The 20,863-nt window shown below is 73.3% G+C and carries 19 protein-coding genes; 9 read left to right on the forward strand and 10 right to left on the reverse strand.

The genetic code is table 11. From position 1 onward, the window contains the following. Window positions 1-3: 3 nt before the first annotated feature. From ACFYON_RS13185 to deoC, 4 genes are read right to left on the reverse strand one after another with little or no spacing between them, the layout of a single operon-like run. Window positions 4-462 (reverse strand): BlaI/MecI/CopY family transcriptional regulator, encoded by a 459-nt coding sequence (locus ACFYON_RS13185; protein WP_354864774.1) that lies wholly within the window; start codon window positions 460-462, stop codon window positions 4-6. Between the two features lie 52 nt (window positions 463-514). After that, window positions 515-1,339, reverse strand: a complete 825-nt coding sequence (locus tag ACFYON_RS13190) for an aldehyde dehydrogenase family protein (RefSeq protein ID WP_355047201.1) — start codon at window positions 1,337-1,339, stop codon at window positions 515-517. Further along, window positions 1,332-2,762: an aldehyde dehydrogenase family protein gene (locus ACFYON_RS13195; protein WP_354864778.1), complete on the reverse strand. Its 1,431-nt coding sequence runs from the start codon at window positions 2,760-2,762 to the stop codon at window positions 1,332-1,334. The genes ACFYON_RS13190 and ACFYON_RS13195 overlap by 8 nt, the downstream gene beginning before the upstream one ends. Before the next feature lie 5 nt (window positions 2,763-2,767). After that, complete coding sequence (gene deoC / locus ACFYON_RS13200; protein WP_354864780.1) at window positions 2,768-3,727, reverse strand: deoxyribose-phosphate aldolase; 960 nt, start codon at window positions 3,725-3,727, stop codon at window positions 2,768-2,770. Window positions 3,728-3,863: 136 nt separating this feature from the next. On the opposite strand from deoC, the gene upp reads away from it, so the two are divergent. Then, on the forward strand, window positions 3,864-4,496 hold the full coding sequence (gene upp / locus ACFYON_RS13205; protein ID WP_354864782.1) for a uracil phosphoribosyltransferase: 633 nt from the start codon (window positions 3,864-3,866) through the stop codon (window positions 4,494-4,496). A 99-nt stretch (window positions 4,497-4,595) separates the two neighbouring features. Further along, window positions 4,596-5,270, forward strand: a complete 675-nt coding sequence (locus ACFYON_RS13210) for a GPP34 family phosphoprotein (protein WP_354864784.1) — start codon at window positions 4,596-4,598, stop codon at window positions 5,268-5,270. Between the two features lie 86 nt (window positions 5,271-5,356). Here ACFYON_RS13210 and ACFYON_RS13215 read toward each other — a convergent pair whose 3' ends face one another. Beyond that, the gene (locus tag ACFYON_RS13215) at window positions 5,357-7,021 is read right to left on the reverse strand and encodes a phospho-sugar mutase (RefSeq protein WP_354864786.1); all 1,665 of its coding nucleotides are present in this window, start codon (window positions 7,019-7,021) and stop codon (window positions 5,357-5,359) included. A 49-nt stretch (window positions 7,022-7,070) separates the two neighbouring features. Further along, window positions 7,071-9,080: a serine/threonine-protein kinase gene (locus ACFYON_RS13220; RefSeq protein WP_354864787.1), complete on the reverse strand. Its 2,010-nt coding sequence runs from the start codon at window positions 9,078-9,080 to the stop codon at window positions 7,071-7,073. 202 nt (window positions 9,081-9,282) lie between these two features. On the opposite strand from ACFYON_RS13220, the gene ACFYON_RS13225 reads away from it, so the two are divergent. After that, on the forward strand, window positions 9,283-10,866 hold the full coding sequence (locus tag ACFYON_RS13225; protein ID WP_354864788.1) for a methylmalonyl-CoA mutase family protein: 1,584 nt from the start codon (window positions 9,283-9,285) through the stop codon (window positions 10,864-10,866). 473 nt (window positions 10,867-11,339) lie between these two features. Beyond that, on the forward strand, window positions 11,340-12,599 hold the full coding sequence (locus tag ACFYON_RS13230) for an amidohydrolase (RefSeq protein ID WP_354864789.1): 1,260 nt from the start codon (window positions 11,340-11,342) through the stop codon (window positions 12,597-12,599). Here ACFYON_RS13230 and ACFYON_RS13235 read toward each other — a convergent pair. After that, a complete protein-coding gene (locus tag ACFYON_RS13235; protein ID WP_354864790.1) occupies window positions 12,556-13,536 on the reverse strand; it encodes a DUF4349 domain-containing protein in 981 nt (326 codons plus the stop codon). The two genes, ACFYON_RS13230 and ACFYON_RS13235, sit on opposite strands and share 44 nt — an antisense overlap. A gap of 124 nt (window positions 13,537-13,660) precedes the next feature. Here ACFYON_RS13235 and ACFYON_RS13240 point away from each other — a divergent pair, with 124 nt between their 5' ends. The 4 genes from ACFYON_RS13240 to ACFYON_RS13255 are packed head-to-tail and all read left to right on the forward strand — an operon-like array spanning window position 13,661 to window position 17,008. Next, window positions 13,661-14,290 (forward strand): MBL fold metallo-hydrolase, encoded by a 630-nt coding sequence (locus ACFYON_RS13240; protein WP_387320763.1) that lies wholly within the window; start codon window positions 13,661-13,663, stop codon window positions 14,288-14,290. Between the two features lie 2 nt (window positions 14,291-14,292). After that, complete coding sequence (locus tag ACFYON_RS13245) at window positions 14,293-15,219, forward strand: hypothetical protein (protein WP_354864792.1); 927 nt, start codon at window positions 14,293-14,295, stop codon at window positions 15,217-15,219. 43 nt (window positions 15,220-15,262) lie between these two features. Continuing rightward, window positions 15,263-16,003: a hypothetical protein gene (locus ACFYON_RS13250; RefSeq protein WP_354864794.1), complete on the forward strand. Its 741-nt coding sequence runs from the start codon at window positions 15,263-15,265 to the stop codon at window positions 16,001-16,003. Between the two features lie 42 nt (window positions 16,004-16,045). Continuing rightward, on the forward strand, window positions 16,046-17,008 hold the full coding sequence (locus ACFYON_RS13255; RefSeq protein ID WP_354864795.1) for a GNAT family N-acetyltransferase: 963 nt from the start codon (window positions 16,046-16,048) through the stop codon (window positions 17,006-17,008). Between the two features lie 74 nt (window positions 17,009-17,082). Here the strand turns inward: ACFYON_RS13255 and ACFYON_RS13260 are convergent, their stop codons facing one another. Beyond that, complete coding sequence (locus ACFYON_RS13260; protein ID WP_354864796.1) at window positions 17,083-17,538, reverse strand: gamma-glutamylcyclotransferase; 456 nt, start codon at window positions 17,536-17,538, stop codon at window positions 17,083-17,085. Between the two features lie 106 nt (window positions 17,539-17,644). On the opposite strand from ACFYON_RS13260, the gene ACFYON_RS13265 reads away from it, so the two are divergent. Then, window positions 17,645-19,048, forward strand: a complete 1,404-nt coding sequence (locus tag ACFYON_RS13265) for an NAD(P)H-quinone dehydrogenase (protein ID WP_354864798.1) — start codon at window positions 17,645-17,647, stop codon at window positions 19,046-19,048. A 21-nt stretch (window positions 19,049-19,069) separates the two neighbouring features. On the opposite strand, the gene ACFYON_RS13270 is transcribed toward ACFYON_RS13265, so the two are convergent. Next, a complete protein-coding gene (locus ACFYON_RS13270) occupies window positions 19,070-19,723 on the reverse strand; it encodes a DUF998 domain-containing protein (protein ID WP_354864800.1) in 654 nt (217 codons plus the stop codon). Between the two features lie 159 nt (window positions 19,724-19,882). Then, window positions 19,883-20,506 (reverse strand): DedA family protein, encoded by a 624-nt coding sequence (locus ACFYON_RS13275; protein WP_354864802.1) that lies wholly within the window; start codon window positions 20,504-20,506, stop codon window positions 19,883-19,885. Window positions 20,507-20,863 lie beyond the last annotated feature (357 nt).

The following is a 20,863-nucleotide window of genomic DNA, read 5'->3' on the forward strand; positions in this document are numbered from 1 at the left end:
GCCCTACCGGTCCGTCGCCTCGTCGAGCGCCGGCCGGCCGGGCCGGGGATCCTCCACCCGGCCGACCGGCCCGTCCTCGACGGTCGCGGGGCCGGTCGCTCCGGCCTCGGCGCTGAGCGCGGCGCGGAGCACGTCCGCCTCCGTGCCGGTCACCGAGCGGGCGAAGCGCACCAGCGCGGCGTCCCGGCTGCCGCCGAGGTCGAGGGCTTCGAGCATGAGCTGGGCGATGTGCGCCTCACGGGTGGCGGCGGGGCGGTAGCGCCAGGCGCGACCCTCCCGCTCACGCTGCACCATGCCCTTGCCGGCGAGCCGGTCGAGCACTGTCATCACGGTCGTGTAGGCCAGTTCGCGCCCGTCGAGGGCGTCGGCGACCTCGCGCACCGTCACGCCACCGGAGGCGGCGGGTGCCGCGTCCCACAGCACGTCCATCACCGCACGCTCAAGGTCCCCCAGCCGAGTCACCCGACAATCCTACCCCCGGTAGTAGATCCCTTCCGACCGCCGGTTGCCGGGGTCAGGCGCCCTTGGGGTGCCAGACCGTCTTGGTCTCCAGCAGCGTGGTCATCCGGGTGATGCCGGGGTCGGTGTGCCAGTCGTGGTCGGCCGGAGCCGGCCGCAGCACCCGCTTGAGGTTCTCCGCGGCCTTGATCTCCAGGTCCGCCGCCATCTCGGCGTCGGCGACGCCGGTCAGGTCGATCGCGTTGACGTCCATGTGCGCGGCGAGCGTCGGCACCGTCTCGGTCAGCCGGCCGGTGAGGATGTTCACCACGCCGCCGGGCAGGTCGGAGGTGGCGAGCACCTCGGCCAGCGTCACCGCCGCCAGCGGCGCCGCCGGGGAGGCGGCCACCACCACCGTGTTGCCGGTGACGATCGCCGGGGCGATCACGCTCACCAGGCCGAGCAGCGCCGGCTCCTCGGGGGCCACCACGGCCACCACGCCCGTCGGCTCCGGCGCGGACAGGTTGAAGTACGGGCCGGCCACCGGGTTCGCGCCGCCGTACACCTGGGGCAGCTTGTCGGACCAGCCGGCGTACCAGACCCAGCGGTCGATCGCCGCGTCCACCTCGCCGGCCGGTACGCCCAGCGCGACGAACTGCTCGCGCCGGCCCTCCAGCATCTCGGCCACCCGGTAGAGGATCTGACCCCTGTTGTACGCGGTCGCGCCGGCCCAGCCCTTCACCGCGGCGCGGGCGGCCACTACCGCGTCCCGCGCGTCCTTCCGGGAGGCAAGAGACACGTTCGCGGATTGCACGAGATACGACCGTCCCGACTCGCTGCGCGGGAACTTCCCGCCGATGAAGAGCTTGTACGTCTTGCGTACCGCGACCCGCTCAGACATTGAGGTACCCCTCCAGCCCGTGCCGGCCGCCCTCGCGACCGTAGCCCGACTCCTTGTAGCCGCCGAACGGCGACGTCGGGTCGAACTTGTTGAACGTGTTGGCCCACACCACGCCCGCGCGCAGCCGGTCGGCCACCCACAGGATCCGGGAGCCCTTGTCGGTCCAGATCCCGGCCGACAGCCCGTACGGCGTGTTGTTGGCCTTCTCGACGGCCTCCGCCGGGGTGCGGAACGTGAGCACGGACAGCACCGGGCCGAAGATCTCCTCGCGGGCGATCCGGTGCGCCTGGGTGACCCCGGTGAAGATGGTCGGCGCGAACCAGAAGCCGCGCTCGGGCAGTTCGCACGGCGGCGACCAGCGCTCCGCGCCCTCGGCGGATCCGGCGTCGGACAGCTCCCGGATCCGGGCGAGCTGCGCGGCCGAGTTGATCGCGCCGACGTCGGTGTTCTTGTCCAGCGGGTCGCCGACCCGCAGCTGGGCCATCCGGCGCTTCAGCGACTCCAGCACCCGGTCGGCCACCGACTCCTGGACCAGCAGCCGGGAACCGGCGCAGCAGACGTGGCCCTGGTTGAAGAAGATGCCGTTGACGATGCCCTCGACCGCCTGGTCGATCGGGGCGTCGTCGAAGACGATGTTGGCGGCCTTGCCGCCCAGCTCCAGCGTGAGCTTCTTGCGGGTGCCCGCGACCGCGCGGGCGATGGCCCGGCCGACCTCGGTGGAGCCGGTGAACGCGACCTTGTCCACGCCCAGGTGCTCGACCAGCGCCCGGCCGGTGTCGCCCGCGCCGGTGACGATGTTCACCACACCTGCCGGCAGGTCGGCCTGCTGGCAGATCTCGGCGAACAGCAGCGCGGTCAGCGGGGTGGTCTCGGCCGGCTTGAGCACCACCGTGTTGCCGGCGGCGAGCGCCGGGGCGATCTTCCACGCCAGCATCAGCAGCGGGAAGTTCCACGGGATGACCTGCGCGGCCACGCCGAGAGGCCGCGGGTTCGCACCGAACCCGGCGTGCTCCAGCTTGTCCGCCCAGCCCGCGTAGTAGAAGAAGTGCGCGGCGACCAGCGGCAGGTCGACGTCGCGTGACTCCTTGATCGGCTTGCCGTTGTCGAGCGACTCCAGCACGGCCAGCTCGCGCGAGCGCTCCTGGATGATCCGGGCGATCCGGAACAGGTACTTGGCCCGGTCCCGGCCCGGCATCGGACCCCAGACCTTCTCGTACGCGGTCCGGGCGGCGCGCACCGCGCGGTCCACGTCCTCCTCGCCCGCCTCGGCGATCTCGGCCAGTACCTCCTCGGAGGCCGGGTTCACCGACTTGAAGCTGCCGCCGGAGGCCGGGTCGACGAACGCGCCGTCGACGAAGAGCCCGTACGAGGGCTTGATGTCCACCACCGAGCGGGACTCGGGGGCGGGAGCGTATTCGAACATCGCGTTCAGTCCAGGGTGAAGTAGTCGGGGCCGGCGTAGACGCCGGTCGTCAGCTTGGTGCGCTGCATGAGCAGGTCGTTGAGCAGGCTGGACGCGCCGAACCGGAACCAGTCCGGGCTCAGCCAGTCGGCGCCGGCCGTCTCGTTGACCATGACCAGGTACTTGATGGCGTCCTTGGTGGTCTTGATGCCACCGGCCGGCTTGACGCCGACCTGACGCCCGGTGGCGGCGCGGAAGTCACGTACCGCCTCCAGCATCACCAGCGTCACCGGCAGGGTGGCCGCGACCGGGACCTTGCCGGTGGAGGTCTTGATGAAGTCGCCGCCGGCCAGCATGGCGAGCCAGGAGGCGCGCCGCACGTTGTCGTAGGTGGCCAGCTCACCGGTCTCCAGGATGACCTTGAGGTGCGCGTCCCCGCACGCGTGCTTGGTGGCCACGATCTCGTCGTAGACCTCGGCGTAGCGCCCGGCCAGGAACGCGCCCCGGTTGATCACCATGTCGATCTCGTCCGCGCCCGCCTCGACCGCTGCCCGCACGTCGGCGAGCTTGATCTCCAGCGGAGCCTGGCCGGACGGGAACGCGGTCGCCACGCTGGCCAGGTGCACTCCGCTGCCGCGCAGCACCTCGGCCACGTGCGGGACCATCGACGGGTAGACGCAGACGGCGCCGACGTGCGGGCAGCTCGGGTCGGCCGGGTCGGGGCGCAGCGCCTTCGCGGCCAGCGCCCGCACCTTGCCCGGCGTGTCCGCCCCCTCCAGGGTGGTCAGGTCGACCATCCGGATCGCCAGGTCGATCGCCTCGGCCTTGGCGGTCGTCTTGATGGAGCGGGTGCCGAGTTGCGCCGCCCGCTGCTCCGCGCCCACCTGGTCCACGCCGGGCAGGCCGTGCAGGAAGGTCCGCAGAGCGGTCTCGGATCGTCCCAGCTCGGTGAGGTCCGAACGGGCCGACGTCGTTGTCGCCGTCATGCCCCGAATAGTACGCACCAGCGAGTCGGGTGATCTTGCTCACGATCCACGGGTCGTGAGCGTCATACGTGAGCGGGGTCGCCTGTCGAACCGCACCCGCCCTGCGCCGCGCCGCCAAACGGTAGGTTGGGCGATCGTGGACGTACACGTCATTGACCATCCGCTCGCCCAGACGCGGCTGACCGCCATGCGGGACGCCCGAACCGACTCGTCGTCGTTCCGGGCGGCGCTGCGCGAACTCACCACCATGCTGGTGTACGAGGCCGCGCGCTCCTTCCCGATCGAGAAGTACTCGATCCAGACCCCGGTCACCGCCACCGAGGGCACCCGGCTGGCGAACCCGCCGCTGCTGGTGCCGGTGCTGCGGGCCGGTCTCGGCATGGCCGACGCCGCACTCGGCCTGCTGCCCGAGTCGTCGATGGGCTTCGTCGGCCTGGCCCGCGACGAGGAGACGTACGAGCCCCGCGCGTACATGGAGTCGCTGCCGCGCGACCTCAGCGGCCTGCCGGTGCTGGTGCTCGACCCGATGCTCGCCACCGGCGGCTCGCTGGAGCACTGCTGCCGGCTGCTCGCCGACCGCGGCTGCACCGACATCACAGTGCTCTGCGTGCTGGCCGCGCCGGTCGGCATCGAGCGGCTGGAGCGCTCCGGCCTGCCGCTGCGCCTGGTCACCGCCTCCATCGACGAGGGTCTGAACGACCGGAAGTTCATCGTCCCCGGCCTGGGTGACGCCGGTGACCGCCAGTTCGGCGGCATGCCCCGCTTCTGAGACCGGTCCGGTGCGGAGGCACGGCCCTCCGCACCGGGCGCCGGACCCACCCGGCGAGTCGATGCGCGGGGGTGCGCGGAGGCGCTAGCGTTCCGGGCCATGACTGGTGTTGCGCTCGCCGAGGAGTTGCTGCTCCTCGCGTATGACGACGAAACCGGCAAGGCCACCATGCCGAGGATCAGCCTGGACCTGGGCATGGCCGCCGCGGTGCTGGTCGAGCTGGCCCTGGCCGGACGGGTCGCGTACGCGGACGGGAACCTGGCGGTGGTCGACCCGTCCCCGACCGGCGAGCCGATCGCCGACGCCGTACTCGCCAAGATCGCCGCGGACACCCCGCACACACCCTCGTCGTGGGTGCAGCGGCTGCGGCACGGGCTGCGCGACCGGATCCTCTCCGACCTCTGCGACCGGGGCGTGGTGCGGGACATCGACGAGACCGAGCTGGGATTCATCCACGTGCACCGTTACCCGGTGGCCGACGCCTCGGTCGAGGCGGACATCCGGGGGCGGCTCGCCGACGCGCTGACCAGCGGGCAGCTCCCGGACGAGCGGACCGCCGCGCTCGCCACGCTCGTCGCGGTGCTGCGGATGGAACCGGCGCTGGGGCTGACCGGCCCGGCCGCCGAGGACGCCGGCCGGCGGCTGCCGGAGATCGCCGCCGGGGCCGGGTTCTCCGGCACGGTGAGCCTTGACGACAGCGTGGTACGCCCGTCGATCAGCCTGGTCATCGCCGCGCTGGCCCAGGCCGTCGACGCCGCCCTGGGCAAGCGGTAAGGAAGGGCCCCCTCTTAACGCCTCCGGTAGAGGAAGGGCCCTTGTTGACACCCGGTGTTGACAAGGGGCCCTTCCTCACGTCCGGGCTAGAGGCCCAGGGCGGTGGCGATCTCGTTGCGCAGCTCGGTCACCGCGGCACGCGCGCGCTGCCGGGCAGCCGGCACGTCGCCGCCGCTCACCGGCTCCACCACCTCCAGGTACGCCTTGAGCTTCGGCTCGGTGCCCGACGGCCGGATCACCACCCGGGCCGCGCCGGTACGCAGGATCACCACGTCCGCGTCCGGAAGCAGGTCGGACGCCTCGGTCACCGGCTGCCCGAGCAGCGCGGTCGGCGTGGCCGCCCGGATCCGGGCCATCGAGTCCGCGATGACCCGCAGGTCCTCCACCCGCACCGAGAGCTGCTCGGTGTGGTGCACGCCGAACTCGGCGGCCAGCTCGTCCAGCCGGTCGAGCAGCGTACGGCCCTCGGCCTTGAGACCGGCGGCCAGCTCGGCGACCGTCAGCGCGGCGGTGATGCCGTCCTTGTCCCGTACGTGCTCCGGCGCGACGCAGTAGCCCAGCGCCTCCTCGTATCCGTACACCAGCGGCTCCCGGCCACCACCGGCCCGCACGATCCACTTGAACCCGGTGAGCGTCTCGTCGTAGGGCAGCCCTCGGGCCGCCGCCATGGCCCGAAGCAGCGCCGACGACACGATCGTGGTGGCGTACAGGCCGGTCACGCCGCGCCGCATCAGGTGGTCGGCGAGCAGCGCGCCCACCTCGTCGCCGCGCAGCATCCGCCAAGACCCGGCGTCGCGTACGGCCACCGCGCAGCGGTCCGCGTCCGGGTCGTTGGCGATGGCCAGGTCCGCGCCGGTGCGGTCGGCGAGCGCGACGAGCAGGTCCACCGCGCCCGGCTCCTCCGGGTTGGGGAAGCTCACCGTCGGGAACGCCGGGTCCGGCTCGGCCTGCTCGGGCACCACGCCGGGCACGCCGAACCCGGCGCGCGCGAACGCGGCGGTCAGCACCGCGGCGCCCACCCCGTGCAGCGGCGTGTACGCCACCTTCAGGTCCCGCGGTCCGGTCGGATCCACCACGGCGGCGGCCCGCTCGACGTACGCGGCCACGAGGTCGTCGCCGAGCACCTGACCGGCCGGGCCGAGCGGCACCGCCGCGAGCGGGCCGACGGACCGGATGGCCGCCTCGATCCCGGCGTCGGCGGGCGGCACGATCTGCGCGCCCGCGCCCAGCTCACCGCCGAGCTGCGCGCCCAGGTAGACCTTGTAGCCGTTGTCCTGCGGCGGGTTGTGGCTGGCCGTGACCATCACGCCGGCGACCGCGCCGAGCTGCCGGACCGCGAACGCCAGCACCGGCGTGGGCAGCGGCCGGGGCAGCAGCAGCGCCGGGCGGCCCGCACCGGTGGCCACCTGTGCGGTGCGCTGGGCGAAGGCACGCGAGCCGCGCCGGGCGTCGTACCCGATCACCAGCGGGCCCTCGCCGCCCTGGGCGGCGAGCCAGCCGACGAGCCCGGCGGCGGCCTGGGTGACCACGGCGAGGTTCATGCCGTTCGGCCCGGCGCGCAGCGGGCCGCGCAGCCCGGCGGTGCCGAAGGTCAGCGGACCGGCGAACCGGTCGGCCAGGTCGGCCGCCGTGCCGGGCAGCCCGTCGAGGACGCCGCGCAGCTCGTCGCGGTCGGCCGGGTCCGGGTCGTCGGCGAGCCAGCGCTCGGCTCGTCCGCGAAGGTCGTCAAGGTCAGTGGTTTCCGCCGCCATTGCCTCATGAAAACACGGCGGCGGATCACCACTGGCCGTCGGCCTCGGTTCAGTTGGCCGCCGTGAGCTGGAACGAGCCGGCCATCGCGTCGAAGATCGGCTTGCTCTCGGCGAAGGTCGCGTCGCTGGAGGTGAGATAGAACGAGTAGACCTTGCCGCCCTGGACCACGCCGCGCCACACGCCGTGCCGCTTCTCGTCGCCCTCGCCGCAGGTGTACTCGAACTCGGCAGCCGGCTTGCCGGCCAGCGTCGTCTCGGTCATCGCGAGCTGTTCGTAGGGCTTGGCGCACGACTTGCTCTTGTCGCGCAGGTTGCGGGAGGCGAACTCGGCCCAGCTGACCGACGTGCCGCCCCAGTTCTCCGCCAGCAGCCGCACCTTGCGGCCGCTGTCCTTCGGGTCGACGTAGTCGACGAAGAGGCCACCGCTCTTGCGGTCCCAGCCCTTCGGCACCTGGACGGTGATGCCCTTCACGGTCTGCTCCTGCATCTCCACCGGGGAGGCGGCGGCCGAGTTCGACGGCAGCGCGCCCACGATCGGCGGGGGAGCGTCGTCGCCGCCGCCGGTCAGCGCGATCACGCTCACCAGCAGCACCACGGCGAGGCCACCGGCGGCGGCGAGCTGGACCTTGCGCGGCCACGCCTTCACCCGCCCGAGCAGCCCCTTCGCGCCGCCGTCACCTGCGGTGTCCGGGGCGGTGGACGGGGTGGTCCACGGCTGGCCGGTGCCGGGCACCGACCACTGGTTGCCGCCGTACACCGGCTGGGTGGCGTCGACGGTGCGGCCGTACGTGGCCGGCACGGCGGTGGGCACCGCCTGGGTCGCGTCCCCGGCGGCGCCCTGGCCGAGCCGGACCGTGGCGTCCGGCGAGATGCGCTGGGTGGCCTCCGGCGTGCCCGGCCCGGACATCGCGCCGGTCGGCGTGTGCAGGGGACCGGCCAGCGCGTCGGCGCTGGTCTCGTCGAGCGCGGCGGCACCCGCCGCGGGCTTCTCCGCCGTGGGCCGCTCACCGCGGCGCAGCGCGGCGAGCCGGTCGGTGAGCGACTCTTCCGGGCCGATCATGGCCCGGCCGCCGATCTGCCCGCTCGGCTTCGGCTCCGCCGTGATCGCCGGCGGCGTGGTCGGGCGCGGCACCGGCACCACCGCGTACGGGTCGGTGACCGAGTTGACGACGTTGGCGGTGCTGGTCAGCGGCCCGGCGAGCAGTTCGCGCAGGTTGGCGCGGGCCCGGTGCACGTCCATCCGGCGGGCCGGGTCCTTCTCCAGCAGCCCCATCAGCACCCCGGTGAGCGGGCCGCTGCGCTGCGGCGTGGCGGGCGGGTCCTCGACCACCGCGTGCATGGTCTCGATCGGGTCGCCCTTGTCGAACGGGGGCCGGCCCTCGACCGCCGTGTAGAGCGTCACGCCGAGCGAGAACAGGTCGCTCGGCGGCCCGAACTCCTGGCCCATGGCCCGCTCGGGGGAGATGAAGTGCGGCGAGCCGAGCACCATGCCGGGCGTGGTCAGCTGCACGTCGGTGGGCATCCGGGCGACGCCGAAGTCGGTGAGCACGCAGCGGCCGTCGGTGCAGATCAGCACGTTCGCCGGCTTGACGTCGCGGTGCAGCACGCCGATCGCGTGCGCCACCTCGAGCGCGCCGAGCAGCGCAATCCCGATCTTGGCGACGGCGCGCGGCGCGACCGGCCCGTCCTCGATCACCATGTCGGCCAGGCTGCGGGCGTCCAGCAGCTCCATCACGATCCACGGCCGGCCACCCTCGGTGACCACGTCGTATACCTGCACCACGGCCGGGTGCTGGATCGCGGCGGCGGCGCGTGCCTCCCGCAGCGTCCGTTCGTAGAGCGCGTCGCGGTCGCTCGGGGCGAGCCCCGGCGGGAGGACGACCTCCTTGACCGCCACATCACGGCGCAGCAACGTGTCTGTGGCCCGCCAGACCGTGCCCATGCCTCCGTTGCCCACCGGGGAGCGCAGCGAGTAGCGACCACCGATGGTGGTGCCGGGCGCCGCGCGTCCAGTGGGAGGACTGGCCGGTCCGCCGCTCCACGTCGGAATCTGAGTCACAGAAAAGCCACCGGGGGATATCGAGGGGGCTGGGACACAACCCCTCTATCTTGCTGGTTCCGACGCCCGATGCGAAACCCGACGCGGCGGGCGTTTACCTACTGGACGGTATGTGGTCGCTCGCTCACCTCCGGTGAGACGCGCCGCGAGGTGTGCGGTATCCCTCACCCACCCGGCGGTCAGCTCGTCCTACCATCCGGTAATGAGCGATGCGCGGTCAAGCGAGTCGGGTTTCCCGATCCAGGGCGTCTACACGGCGGCAGACCTTCCGGCGGACCTGGACGCCCGGCTGGGCGAGCCGGGCGAGTTCCCGTACACCCGCGGGGTCTACCCGACGATGTACACCTCCCGGCCCTGGACGATGCGGCAGTACGCCGGGTTCGGCACCGCGGCCGAGAGCAACGCGCGCTACCACCAGTTGCTGCGCGCCGGGACCATGGGCCTGTCCGTCGCGTTCGACCTGCCCACCCAGATGGGGTACGACTCGGACGACCCGATCGCGCACGGCGAGGTGGGCAAGGTCGGCGTCGCCATCGACTCCATCGAGGACATGCGCACACTGTTCGGCGGCATCCCGCTGGACAAGGTCTCCACCTCGATGACCATCAACGCGCCCGGCTCGGTGCTGCTGCTGCTCTACCAGCTCGTGGCCGAGGAGAACGGCGTGCCGGGGGCGGCGCTCAACGGCACCATCCAGAACGACATCCTCAAGGAGTACATCGCCCGGGGCACGTACATCTTCCCGCCGAAGCCCTCCCTGCGGCTGGTCGCCGACACCTTCGCGTACTGCCGCGCGGAGGTGCCGAAGTGGAACACCATCTCCATCTCCGGCTACCACATGGCCGAGGCCGGCGCCACGCCCGCGCAGGAGGTCGCGTTCACGCTCGCCAACGGCGTGGAGTACGTGCGCGCGGCGCTCGCGGCCGGGCTAGCGGTGGACGACTTCGCGCCCCGCCTGTCGTTCTTCTTCGTGGCCCGTACCACGCTGCTGGAGGAGGTCGCCAAGTTCCGCGCGGCCCGGCGCATCTGGGCCCGGCTGATGCGCGACGAGTTCGGCGCGAAGAACCCGAAGTCGATGATGCTGCGGTTCCACACCCAGACCGCCGGCGTGCAGCTCACCGCCCAGCAGCCGGAGGTGAACCTGGTCCGGGTGGCGGTGCAGGGCCTCGGCGCGGTGCTGGGCGGCACCCAGTCCCTGCACACGAACAGCTTCGACGAGGCCATCGCGCTGCCCACCGAGAAGGCGGCCCGGCTGGCGCTGCGGACCCAGCAGGTGCTGGCGTACGAGACGGACCTGACCGCCACCGTCGATCCGTTCGCCGGGTCGTACGTGGTGGAGGCGATGACCGCCGAGGTGGAGGCGGCGGCCGTCGAGCTGATGGAACGGGTCTCCGACCACGGTTCGGCGGTGGACGCGATCGAGGCCGGGTTCCAGAAGCGGGAGATCGAGCAGTCCGCGTACCGGATCGCCCAGGAGATCGACTCGGGCGAGCGGGTGGTGGTCGGCCTCAACCGGTTCCGGATCGACGAGGAGGAGCCGTACGAGCCGCTGCGGGTGGACCCGGCGATCGAGGCGGCGCAGGGGGATCGGCTGGCCCGGCTGCGCGCCGAGCGGGACTCCGGCGCGGTGGAGCGGACCCTGGCCGAGATGCGTGCCGCCGCCGAGGGGGACGCCAACGTGCTCTACCCGATGAAGGAGGCGCTGCGGGCCCGCGCCACCGTCGGCGAGGTCTGCGGGACGCTGCGCGAGGTGTGGGGGATCTACCGGCCCAGCGACCGCTTCTGAGTCGTCCGGCGGCGGCCCCGCCACGCACTCCGGTGCGTGGCGCGGGCCGCCGTCGCGCGTGTGCGATTCGGTGTTCCGGGTAACCCGATCGGGTGAACGGGGACGGACAGTGTGTGCGGGCGACGGTCGGGCGGTCGTGTCACCGTCGGGAGTCTTCCGGAAGCCGACAGTTGTCGTGCAATTGTCGGAGAGGCAGTTAATCGCCGCGACTAATGCGACAATTCGGAACGGCGGACGGGTATTTAGGGGCCGCTGAACGGTTACGCGTTGTAGGAGGTGGGAGGCGGATGATGCGGTTCGACCGCGATCTACCTGCTATCCCGCAGATATTCGACCCCTCTCACCAGGGCATTCGTGACGCTGCGCTGTCCGACCGCTACACGAAAGATGTTGCGCAGCGTCACCGTCGGAGGTCTAGGCTGTCTGCTGTCCGACCCGAAGATCCATCCATCTCTAGTGATCGAGAATTCGACGTGACGAGTGCGTTGACGCTGCCTTCCGGCGGCCCGCTGGCGTCGTCCCGGCCCGAGGCGCCGACCGGTTACCTGCCCCTGCCCTTCGAGCTCGACCATCTGCTCGCGCTGCGCGTACCCGGCCTCATCGAAACGCGCCGTCACCTCCACTCCCACCCGGAACTGTCCGGCGAGGAGTTCGAGACGGCCGCCCTGGTGCACCGCGAGTTGTCCCTCGCCGGTCTCAAGCCGCGCCTGCTGCCCAAGGGCAACGGCGTCATCTGCGACATCGACGGGCGCCCGGACGGGCCGGTGATCGCGCTCCGCGCCGACATCGACGCGCTGCCGCTGAGCGACCCGAAGGACGTGCCGTACCGCTCGACTGTGGAGGGCGTCTGCCACGCCTGCGGTCACGACGTGCACACGGCGGTGATGCTCGGCGTCGGCATGCTGCTGGCCCAGCTCGCCGACGACGGCCGGCTCGACGGCCGGGTCCGGCTGATCTTCCAGCCCGCCGAGGAGATCCTGCCCTGCGGCTCGCTGGAGGTCATCGAGGCCGGCGGCCTGGAGGACGTGGTGCAGATCTTCGCGCTGCACTGCGACCCGAACCTGCCGGTGGGCAAGGTCGGCCTGCGGGTCGGCCCGATCACCGCCGCCGCCGACAACGTCACGGTCAAGCTCACCGGGCCGGGCGGGCACACCGCCCGCCCGCACCTGACCGTCGACCTGGTGGACGCGCTCGGCCGGCTGGTGACCGAGGTGCCGACGCTGATCAGCCGCCGGGTGCCGGCCAACAGCGGACTGCTGCTGGTGTTCGGCCACGCCTCGGCCGGCACCCGCTACAACGTCATCCCGTCCGAGGCGTGCGCGGCCGGCACGCTGCGCGTGATGGACCGCGACACCTGGGACCAGGCGCCCGAGATCGTGGCTCAGGTGGTGCGGGACGTGCTCGCGCCCACCGGCGCCACTGTCGACCTGGAATACCTGCGCGGCCGGCCCCCGGTGACGAACGACGCCGGCGCGATCGGCGTGCTCACCGCCGCCACCGCCGCGGCGCTCGGCCCCGACGGCATCGCCGAGACGCCGCAGAGCATGGGCGGCGAGGACTTCTCCTGGTACCTGGAGCACGTGCCGGGCGCGCTCGCCCGTCTCGGAGTCGGCCGCAGCGGGCCCAACGTCGACCTGCACCGGGCCTCGTTCGACGTGGACGAGCGCGCCATCGAAGCCGGCGTACGCCTCATGGTCCAGACCGCGCTGCGGGCACTGGCGGCGGCGCGCTGACCGGACCACCGGCCGGCCCGGCCGGGATCGGCGGCATCGCGCCCACGCCGGGCGGCGGCGTCCGCCGGGCCCGCACCCGGCGCCGCCACAGGAGCAGCAACCACAGCGGTACGCCGATCACCACCGCGAAGGGCAGCACCGCGCCGAGCACGGTGAGCGCGATGCGGGCCGAGGCCAGGAACGCCGACCAGCCGCCGCCCAGCCCGCTGAGGAAGCCCAGGTCGGCCTCCTCCTCGGCGGTGCTGGCGTCCTGACCGAGGAACGTCACGGTGATGGTGGACAGCGCGGTCAGGTCCGCCAGTCGGCGCTTGCGGGCCTCCAGCGAGGCCAGGTCCGCCTGCCGGGAGCCCACCTCGTTCTCCAGCCGGACCAGCTCGTCCACCGACGTGGCGCGGGCGAGCAGCTTGCGGGCGCTCTCCACCCGCGCCCGCTGGGTGGCGATCCGGGCGTCCAGGTCGACCACCTGCTCGGTGACGTCCTCGGTGCGGATCTCCCGCCGCTCCTGCCGGCCCAACCCGGCGAGCCGGTCGATCACCGCGGTGAACCGGTCCGCCGGCACCCGCAGCGTCAGCGCCGCCCGCGCCTCGGCGGCCCGGCTCGACCGCCGGTCGGCGCCGACGAATCCGCCGGCCGCTGTCACCGCCGTGGTCGCCTCCCGCGCGGCGGCCTCCACATCGTCCACCCGGACCTGCATGGTCCCGGTGTAGATGATGGACCGCTGATCGACCCGCAGGTCCGCGCCGCCGGTGCCGCCGGGAGCGGCCTGGTCGCTGTCCGCCCCGCCCACGGTGGCCTGCTCGCGCGCCGCGCCCTCGTCGGCCGCCGGCACGGCCGAGTCGCTGCCGCCGTCCCCGCCCGCGCTGCAGGCGCCCACGCCCAGCGCCGCTATCAGACCCACCGCCACCAGGGCCACGCCCCGGAGCCGTCGTCCACCCATGCCCCGTACTCCGATCCTCGACGGCCCCGCTCGCCGGGACCGATACCTCGGACGTGACGCGTGGTCGCGCCGGTTCCGGCAGACTGCGCTGAGGACATCACGATTCGATAAGCGAGGGATCACGATGCAGGTGACCAAGTACGCCCACTCCTGCCTCAGGCTGGAGCACGACGGTGCGGTGCTTGTCGTCGACCCGGGGGTCTTCAGCGATCCGGCGGCGCTCGACGGGGCGGACGCGGTGCTGATCACCCACGAACACCCGGACCATGTGGACGTCGGCGCGCTGACCCGGGCGCTGGAGCGGAGGCCGGTGCCGGTGCACGGCCCGGCGTCGCTCGCCGGGGTGCTCGGCGACGCCGCCGAGGCGCTGGTGACCGTCGCGCCGGGCGAGTCGTTCACCGTCGCCGGAGTGCCGGTGCGGGCGTACGGCGGGCAGCACGCGGTCATCCACCCGGACATCCCGGTGATCCAGAACATCGGCTACCTCTTCGCCGACGTGGTGTACCACCCGGGCGACGCGTTGTTCGCGCCCGACGACGTGCAGGTGGACACGCTGTTCGCCCCGATACACGCGCCCTGGTCGAAGTTCTCCGAGGTGGTCGACTTCATCCGCGCGGTCGCGCCGCGCCGGGCGTACGCGCTGCACGACGGGCTGCTCAACGACAACGGCCTCGGCGTGCTGGACCGGCAGTACACGGCGCTGTCCAAGACCGACTACCGCCGTCTGGAGCCGGGCACCCGGATCGACGCCTGAGCATGGCCGAGGTGCCCGCGGAGGTGATCCGGCGGCTCTACGCCACGCCGCCGGACCGGTTCGTCGCGGCCCGGGACGCCGCTGTCGCGCAGGCGCGGCAGTCCGGCGACCCGCGTACCGCCCGGGAGATCGGCAAACTGCGCCGGCCGACGGTCGCGGCCTGGCTGGTCAACCTGCTGGCCATCCGCCGTCCCGAGCTGGTCGCCGACCTCGCCCGGCTGGCCGAGTCGCTGCGCGCCGCGCAACGCGACCTGCGCGGCGGCACACTGCGGGAACTGTCCGCGCAGCGACGCGCCGTCGTGGCCGCGCTGGTGGCCGAGGTACGCCGGCTCGCCGCCGCCGAACCCGCCGCGCCACCGGCCGGGAAACTGCCGCTGGGCGAGGTGGAGGCGACACTCAACGCCGCGCTGTCGGACACCGAGGTGGCCGAGCAGGTACGCGCCGGACGCCTGCTGCGGGCCAGCCACTACGCCGGGTTCGGCGAGGTGCCCCGCCCCCAGCTGCGGCTCGTGACAGAGGGCGAGGAGGCGCCGGTCGTACCGGATCGGGCGGCCGGGCGGACCGACGCGCGCCGGGCCCGCGACGAGCGGGCGGCGCGGGCCGAACGGGCCGGGCGGCGGCGGACCGCGACCCGGGAGCTGACCCGGGCCCGCGCGGACCTGGACCGGGCCGAGAAGGAGCTGGCCACCGCCGACTCGGCCGAGCGGGACGGAGCCGCGACGCTGGACCGGATCGAGACGGAGCTGGCCGAGCTGGAGCGTCGCCGGGCCGTGGCCGAGCAGGAGCTGAGCCGGGCCCGGCTGGCCCGCCGGGGCGCGGAGCGGGCGGTCACCGCGGCCCGTCGCCGGGCCGGCGAGGTGGAGGCCGTGCTGGAGGCGCTCGACGCCGAAGAGGGGGATTCCGGGTCGGGTGACGACCGGGCAGACTGAGCGTGATGAATGGCCACGGTGGAGTGACGGTGACGGGCCGCCGATGACTCCGGAACAGCTCGCCGCCGCCTGCAAACCGCTCGTGCTGGAACTCGGGGAGGCGTTCGCCCGCTGCCCGTCCACGCTTCGACGGGCGCGGCTGCTCGGCATCTCCGGGTGGGCCTTCTACATCACCGGGCGGGCCGGGGCCCTCGGTGACGTCCGCGCCGAGACGGTGGCCGCGGCGCTCGGTTTCATCGCGCCGGAGGCGGTCACCGACGGGTGGGACGCCGCCGCGCGGATCGTTCCGCCGCTTGAGGTGGCCGCCGCCAACCTGGCCGAGTGCTGCCGGTGGGGCACCGCCCGGCTGGGCGACGGCACCGAGTCGGCGCGGCTCGCCGTTCTGCTGGGCCGGGCGGTCGACGCGGCCGACGGCAGCGGCATGCCGCTGTTCGCCGCCTGGCGGGCGATGCCGGTGCCCGAACCGTCACCCGGTGCGCGGGCGGCGGTCGGCATGCTGCTGCTGCGCGAGCACTTCGCCGGGGCGTACCTGCTGGCGGTGCGCGCGGCCGGGCTGACGCCGCTGGAGGCGGTGCTGGCCGGGCCGGAGGGCGAGACGGGCGCGGCCGCGTGCGGCTGGGCGCCCCCGTACCCGCCGGTCGGGCCGCTGGTGCGGCGCCGGCTGTGGGCCGAGGCGGTGACCGACCGGCTGGCCTCGGCGGCGTTCCGCGTGTTGAGCACCGCCGAGGGCGCTGAGCTGCTGGGTCTGCTCGCCGCGGCACGGCAGCGCGCCCGCGGCGGATAAATGGGAGGCGATGCGCCGGGTCCGGCTGCCAGGATCTGGCCCGTGACGCTTCCCGCCGGCTGGTCGGCCCGCCGCCCGACCCTCGACGACGTGCCGGCGATCCTGGCGGTGGTGCACGCCGCCGACATGTTCGCCGTCGGCCACCCCGACTTCGACGACGAGGACGTGCGGTCCGCGCTGACCGCGCCGTTCGTCGACCCGGCCCGGGACTCCTGGCTGGTCACCGACCCGGACGGCACGGCGGTGGCCTGGTCGATCCTGGCCAACCCGAGCGGAGTGGGCCGGGAGTGGGTGGACGTGCTCGTCGACCCCGACCGCGGCGCCGACCTGCGTGCGCCGCTGCTGGCCCGGCTGCTGGAGCGGGTCGCCGAACGGGCCGCCGAGCGCGGCCTGCCCGCGCTGACCGCCCGCGCCGGGGTGTACGCGCCGGAGGCCCGCTGGGCGGGTGAGCTGGCCGAGGCCGGGTTCACCCGGATCAAGCGCTACATCCGGATGTCCCGGTCGCTCGCCGACCTGCCCGCCGAGCCGGCGCCCCCGCCGGGGGTTACAGTGCGGCCGCTGCGCGCCGACGACGAGAACGACCTGCGGTTGTTCCACCGCATCTACGACACCGCGTTCCGGGACACCCCGGACCACGATCCGCTCGACTTCGAGCAGTGGCGGGATCTGCTGCCGTCGTACGGCAAGGTCTGGGACGAGTGGTTGCTGGCCGAGGTGGACGGCGAGCCGGCCGGCGCGCTCCAGTCCTCCGACCAGGCACTCGACCAGGACCGGGGGTGGGTGCGGACGCTGTCGGTGCTGCCCGCGTACCGGCGCCGGGGGGTGGGTGCGGCGCTGCTGCGCCGGGCCTTCGCGGTCTACGCGGCGAAGGGCCGCGCCGGGGCGGGGCTCGGCGTCGACCTGGCCAACCCGACCGCGCCGGTCACGCTCTACCGCTCCGTCGGGCTGGTGGAGGAGCACTGGGCCGACATGTACGAGCGGAGTGTGCCCGCCTCGCGGGTGTGACCCGGCACCCCTGTACCGGGGTCGCCGAGCGCGGGTGCGGCCGCGCGGCGCAGACTGTCCGTGTGGGAGACGCGCTACGCCGACGCGGTGCCGGTGGGGCGGGACCGCAGCTCGGTGACGTAGTCGTCCGGCGCGCCCGCCTTCTCCGCGGCGTTCGCCAGCTCCGAGAGGTACCACGCCGTGGGCAGTCCGCCCTCGTACCCGTCGAACACGTAGACCCACGCGGTCACGTCGCCGTCCAGCGTCGAGACGCGGACCGTCAACTTCCGGTACGTCTCGGCGGTCACGCCCTCGATCTCGTCGAGCTGCGCGGCGTCGTACGGGTGGATGTCGTAGAGCGCCACGAACACCCGGTCACCCGGGGACTCGACCACGGTGCTGACCGAGCCCTCCCACCCGATGACGTCCTCGCCGGCGAAGGTGAGGCGCCACCCCTCCAGCCAGCCGGTGCCCACCATCGGCGAGTGCGGGCAGTAGGCGCGCATGCGGGCGGGATCCAGGTTCGAGCCGTAAGCAGCATAGAGACCCACGGCGACGACGATAGCCCGGCTGGCGGGTGGGGGAGAATACGACAGTGCGTGTCGGACGGGACGGGGAGAAGAAAGTCACTGTGAGCACAGACGAGGGGCTATTCCTGTGAGCCAGATCGTGATCATCGGCGGCGGACCGGCCGGGTACGAGGCGGCCCTGGTCGCCGCGCAGCTGGACGCCGAGGTCACGGTGGTCGAGGCGGAAGGTGCCGGCGGCGCCTGCGTGCTGTCCGACTGCGTGCCCTCCAAGACGTTCATTGCCAGCTCCGAGGTGGTCACCGGCTACCGGGACACCGAGGAGTTCGGAGTGCACCCCGACGGCCTGGAGGCGGTCACCGTCGACGCCCGGACGGTGCACGAGCGGGTCAAGCGGCTCGCCCTGGCCCAGTCCGCCGACATCCACACCAAGCTGGTCAAGGCCGGCGTCGAGTTCGTGGCCGGCACTGCCCGGCTCGGCGAGGACACGCTCGGCCACACCCACCGGGTGATCGTCACCCCGGCCGACGGCGGCGAGGAGTACTCGATCGCCGCGTCGACGGTGCTCGTCGCGACCGGCGCGACCCCCCGCCAGTTGCCCACCGCCGTACCGGACGGCGAGCGCATCCTGACCTGGCGCCAGGTGTACGACCTGCCCGAGCTGCCCGAGCACCTGATCGTCGTCGGCTCCGGCGTGACCGGCGCCGAGTTCGCCAGCGCGTACCTGGCCATGGGCGTCAAGGTCACGCTCGTCTCCAGCCGCGACCGGGTGATGCCGCACGAGGACGCCGACGCCGCGATGGCGATCGAGCGGGTGTTCCGCAACCGCGGCATGAGCATCCTGAACAACTCCCGCGCCGAGGCGGTCCGCCGGGTCGGCGACGGGGTGGAGGTGGTGCTCTCCGACGGCCGTCAGGTCACCGGTTCGCACGCGCTGATCGCTGTCGGTTCGATCCCGAACACCGCCGACCTGGGCCTGGCCGAGTACGGCGTGGAGCTGGCCCGGGGCGGTTACGTGACAGTGGACCGGGTCTCCCGTACCAATGTGCCGGGCATCTACGCGGCGGGTGACTGCACCGGCGTGCTGCCGCTCGCGAGCGTCGCTGCCATGCAGGGCCGGATCGCCATGTGGCACACGCTGGGCGAGGCGGTCCGGCCGCTACGGCTGCGTACCGTCGCGGCGAACGTCTTCACCGACCCGGAGCTGGCCACCGTCGGCGTCTCGCAGGACGAGGTGGACGCCGGCAAGACCCCGGCCCGCCAGGTGATGCTGCCGCTGGCCGGCAACGCCCGGGCGAAGATGGCGGACCTGGCCGACGGCTTCGTCAAGCTGTTCTGCCGGCCGGCGAGCGGTCAGGTGATCGGCGGCGTGGTGGTGGCGCCGAAGGCGAGCGAGCTGATCCTGCCGATCACGATGGCGGTGGAGAACAACCTCACCGTCAACGAGCTGGCCCACACCATCACCATCTACCCGAGCCTGTCCGGCTCCATCACCGAGGCCGCCCGCCAGCTCATGCTCCACGAGCTGGAGTAGCCCGGTGCGGGCTTTCGTCGATCATGGAGTTGCGGCCCCCGATCCGACCGGTATGTCCGGTCTGTGCGGGGCCCCAACTGCATGATCGACGGCCCTGGGGCGGGTCAGGGTCAGGGCCAGGGTGGTGGGTACGGCCGTCTCGGTGAGGATGAGCAGGCGCTCGATCAGGCCGAGCAGCGCGCGGTCGCCGGGGTAGGCGGACCAGATCATCGCGCCTGCCAGCACGAGGCTGGCCACGGTCAGCCCGCGCAGCCAGGCGGATGCTCCGGCGACCGGGTGACGGGCGAGCAGCCAAGCGGCCACCGGCAGGGCCAGGAACGACAGCACCGAGGCGTACCGGTGCACGTACGCGGCGGTGTCCATGGGCGTGCCCGGCTCGTTCGTGGGCACCACGGTGGCGGCCAGCAACCCGGCCGACCAGGCGGCCAGCAGCGCGAGTGGCACCCGGCCCGCGCCGGCCCGGCGCAGCTCCGGCAGGAGTACGAGGCCGGCCGCCGCGAGCACCGCCATCGCCGTGTCGATGGCGCCGCCCCGATCGGAGACGGCGAAGTCGCTGACGGTCAGCGACCAGGGATCCAGGTCGTCGCTCACCCCGAGGTGACCGATCACCGCGAGCACCGCCGCCAGGAGGATCCCGCCGAGGGCCAGCAGGCCGCTTCTCCGCGTTCCAGGCATACGGCCAGCCTGTCGCCGGAACCGCCCCAGACGGATCCGGGACCACCACCCACTTCGCTACCCGGGTCGTCCCCTACCGGCACCCCGGGAGGATCGCTCTCGCCGCTCTCGATCTGGCTGATCCGCGCCTGGGACAGGCCTGCGTCCCACGACGGCGCGTCAGCTGCCGGCTGAGTCGGCGGCGGTCTCGGCGCGGGTCTGCCGGTTGTTGCTGATCCAGGTCATCGCCCACCCGGCCAGCGCGAATCCCGCTGCGGCCACCCCGCCGACCAGCAGCAGCCGCCACGCCGAGTGGGTCAGCGCCGTACCGCCCAGGTGACCGACGAGCGTGCCGTAACTGGACCAGGCGAGCGCCGCCGCCGCCTCGTAGGGCAGGAACAGGCGGTACGGGTATCGGCTGCGCCCGGCCGAGAAACAGGCCGCCATCCGGCCGCCGGGCACGAAGCGGCAGAGCAGGATCACCAGCGGCCCCGGCTCGCGCAGCCCACGGGTGACCCGGGTGACGGCCCGGCGTGCCCGTCCGGGTGTGGTGGCGCGTGCCGGGCGGCGGGTCGGCGTGCTGCGGCCGATCAGGTAGCAGGCCAGATCCCCGATGAACACACCGGCTGCGCCGACCGCGATGGTCACCGGCAGGCTGAGCCCGCCGTACACGGTCAGCGCCCCGCTGGTGATCATGACGAGCTGGGTCGGCACCACCGGGACGAAGGCGTCGACGACCAGCAGGATCAACAGCAGCGCGTACGCCCACATGGGCGACGCGACGTCAGAGATGAGTTCGGCCACGACCGCCACCTCGTCGGAGTTCTCCGTTCGACCGGACCGAGCCTGACGCCGTGTCCGGCGTCACCACCACCGGCCCCACCGTGCGGTGACAGCCGACACCGGCAGGCCGTAGATGTGGAACGAGGCAGCCTGCCGAAAGGTGACGGGTCACCGGCGCGTCCGGGCCGGGGCGGGGCGGCACATCATCGATACGCGGAGTACCGTTGGTGGGACGCGGCGCCGGAGTCGTCGGGTCCCCCGTTCTCGATGCCCGGGCCGCCGCGGGGGGGGGGGGGGGGGGGGGGGGGGGGGGGCCCCCCCCCCCCCCCCCCGGACCCGGGCGGGGGGGCGCCCCCCCGCGGCGCGGGAGGGGCGGTG

It is taken from the genome of Micromonospora sp. NPDC005686 (assembly GCF_042871665.1).
Lineage (GTDB): Bacteria > Actinomycetota > Actinomycetes > Mycobacteriales > Micromonosporaceae > Micromonospora.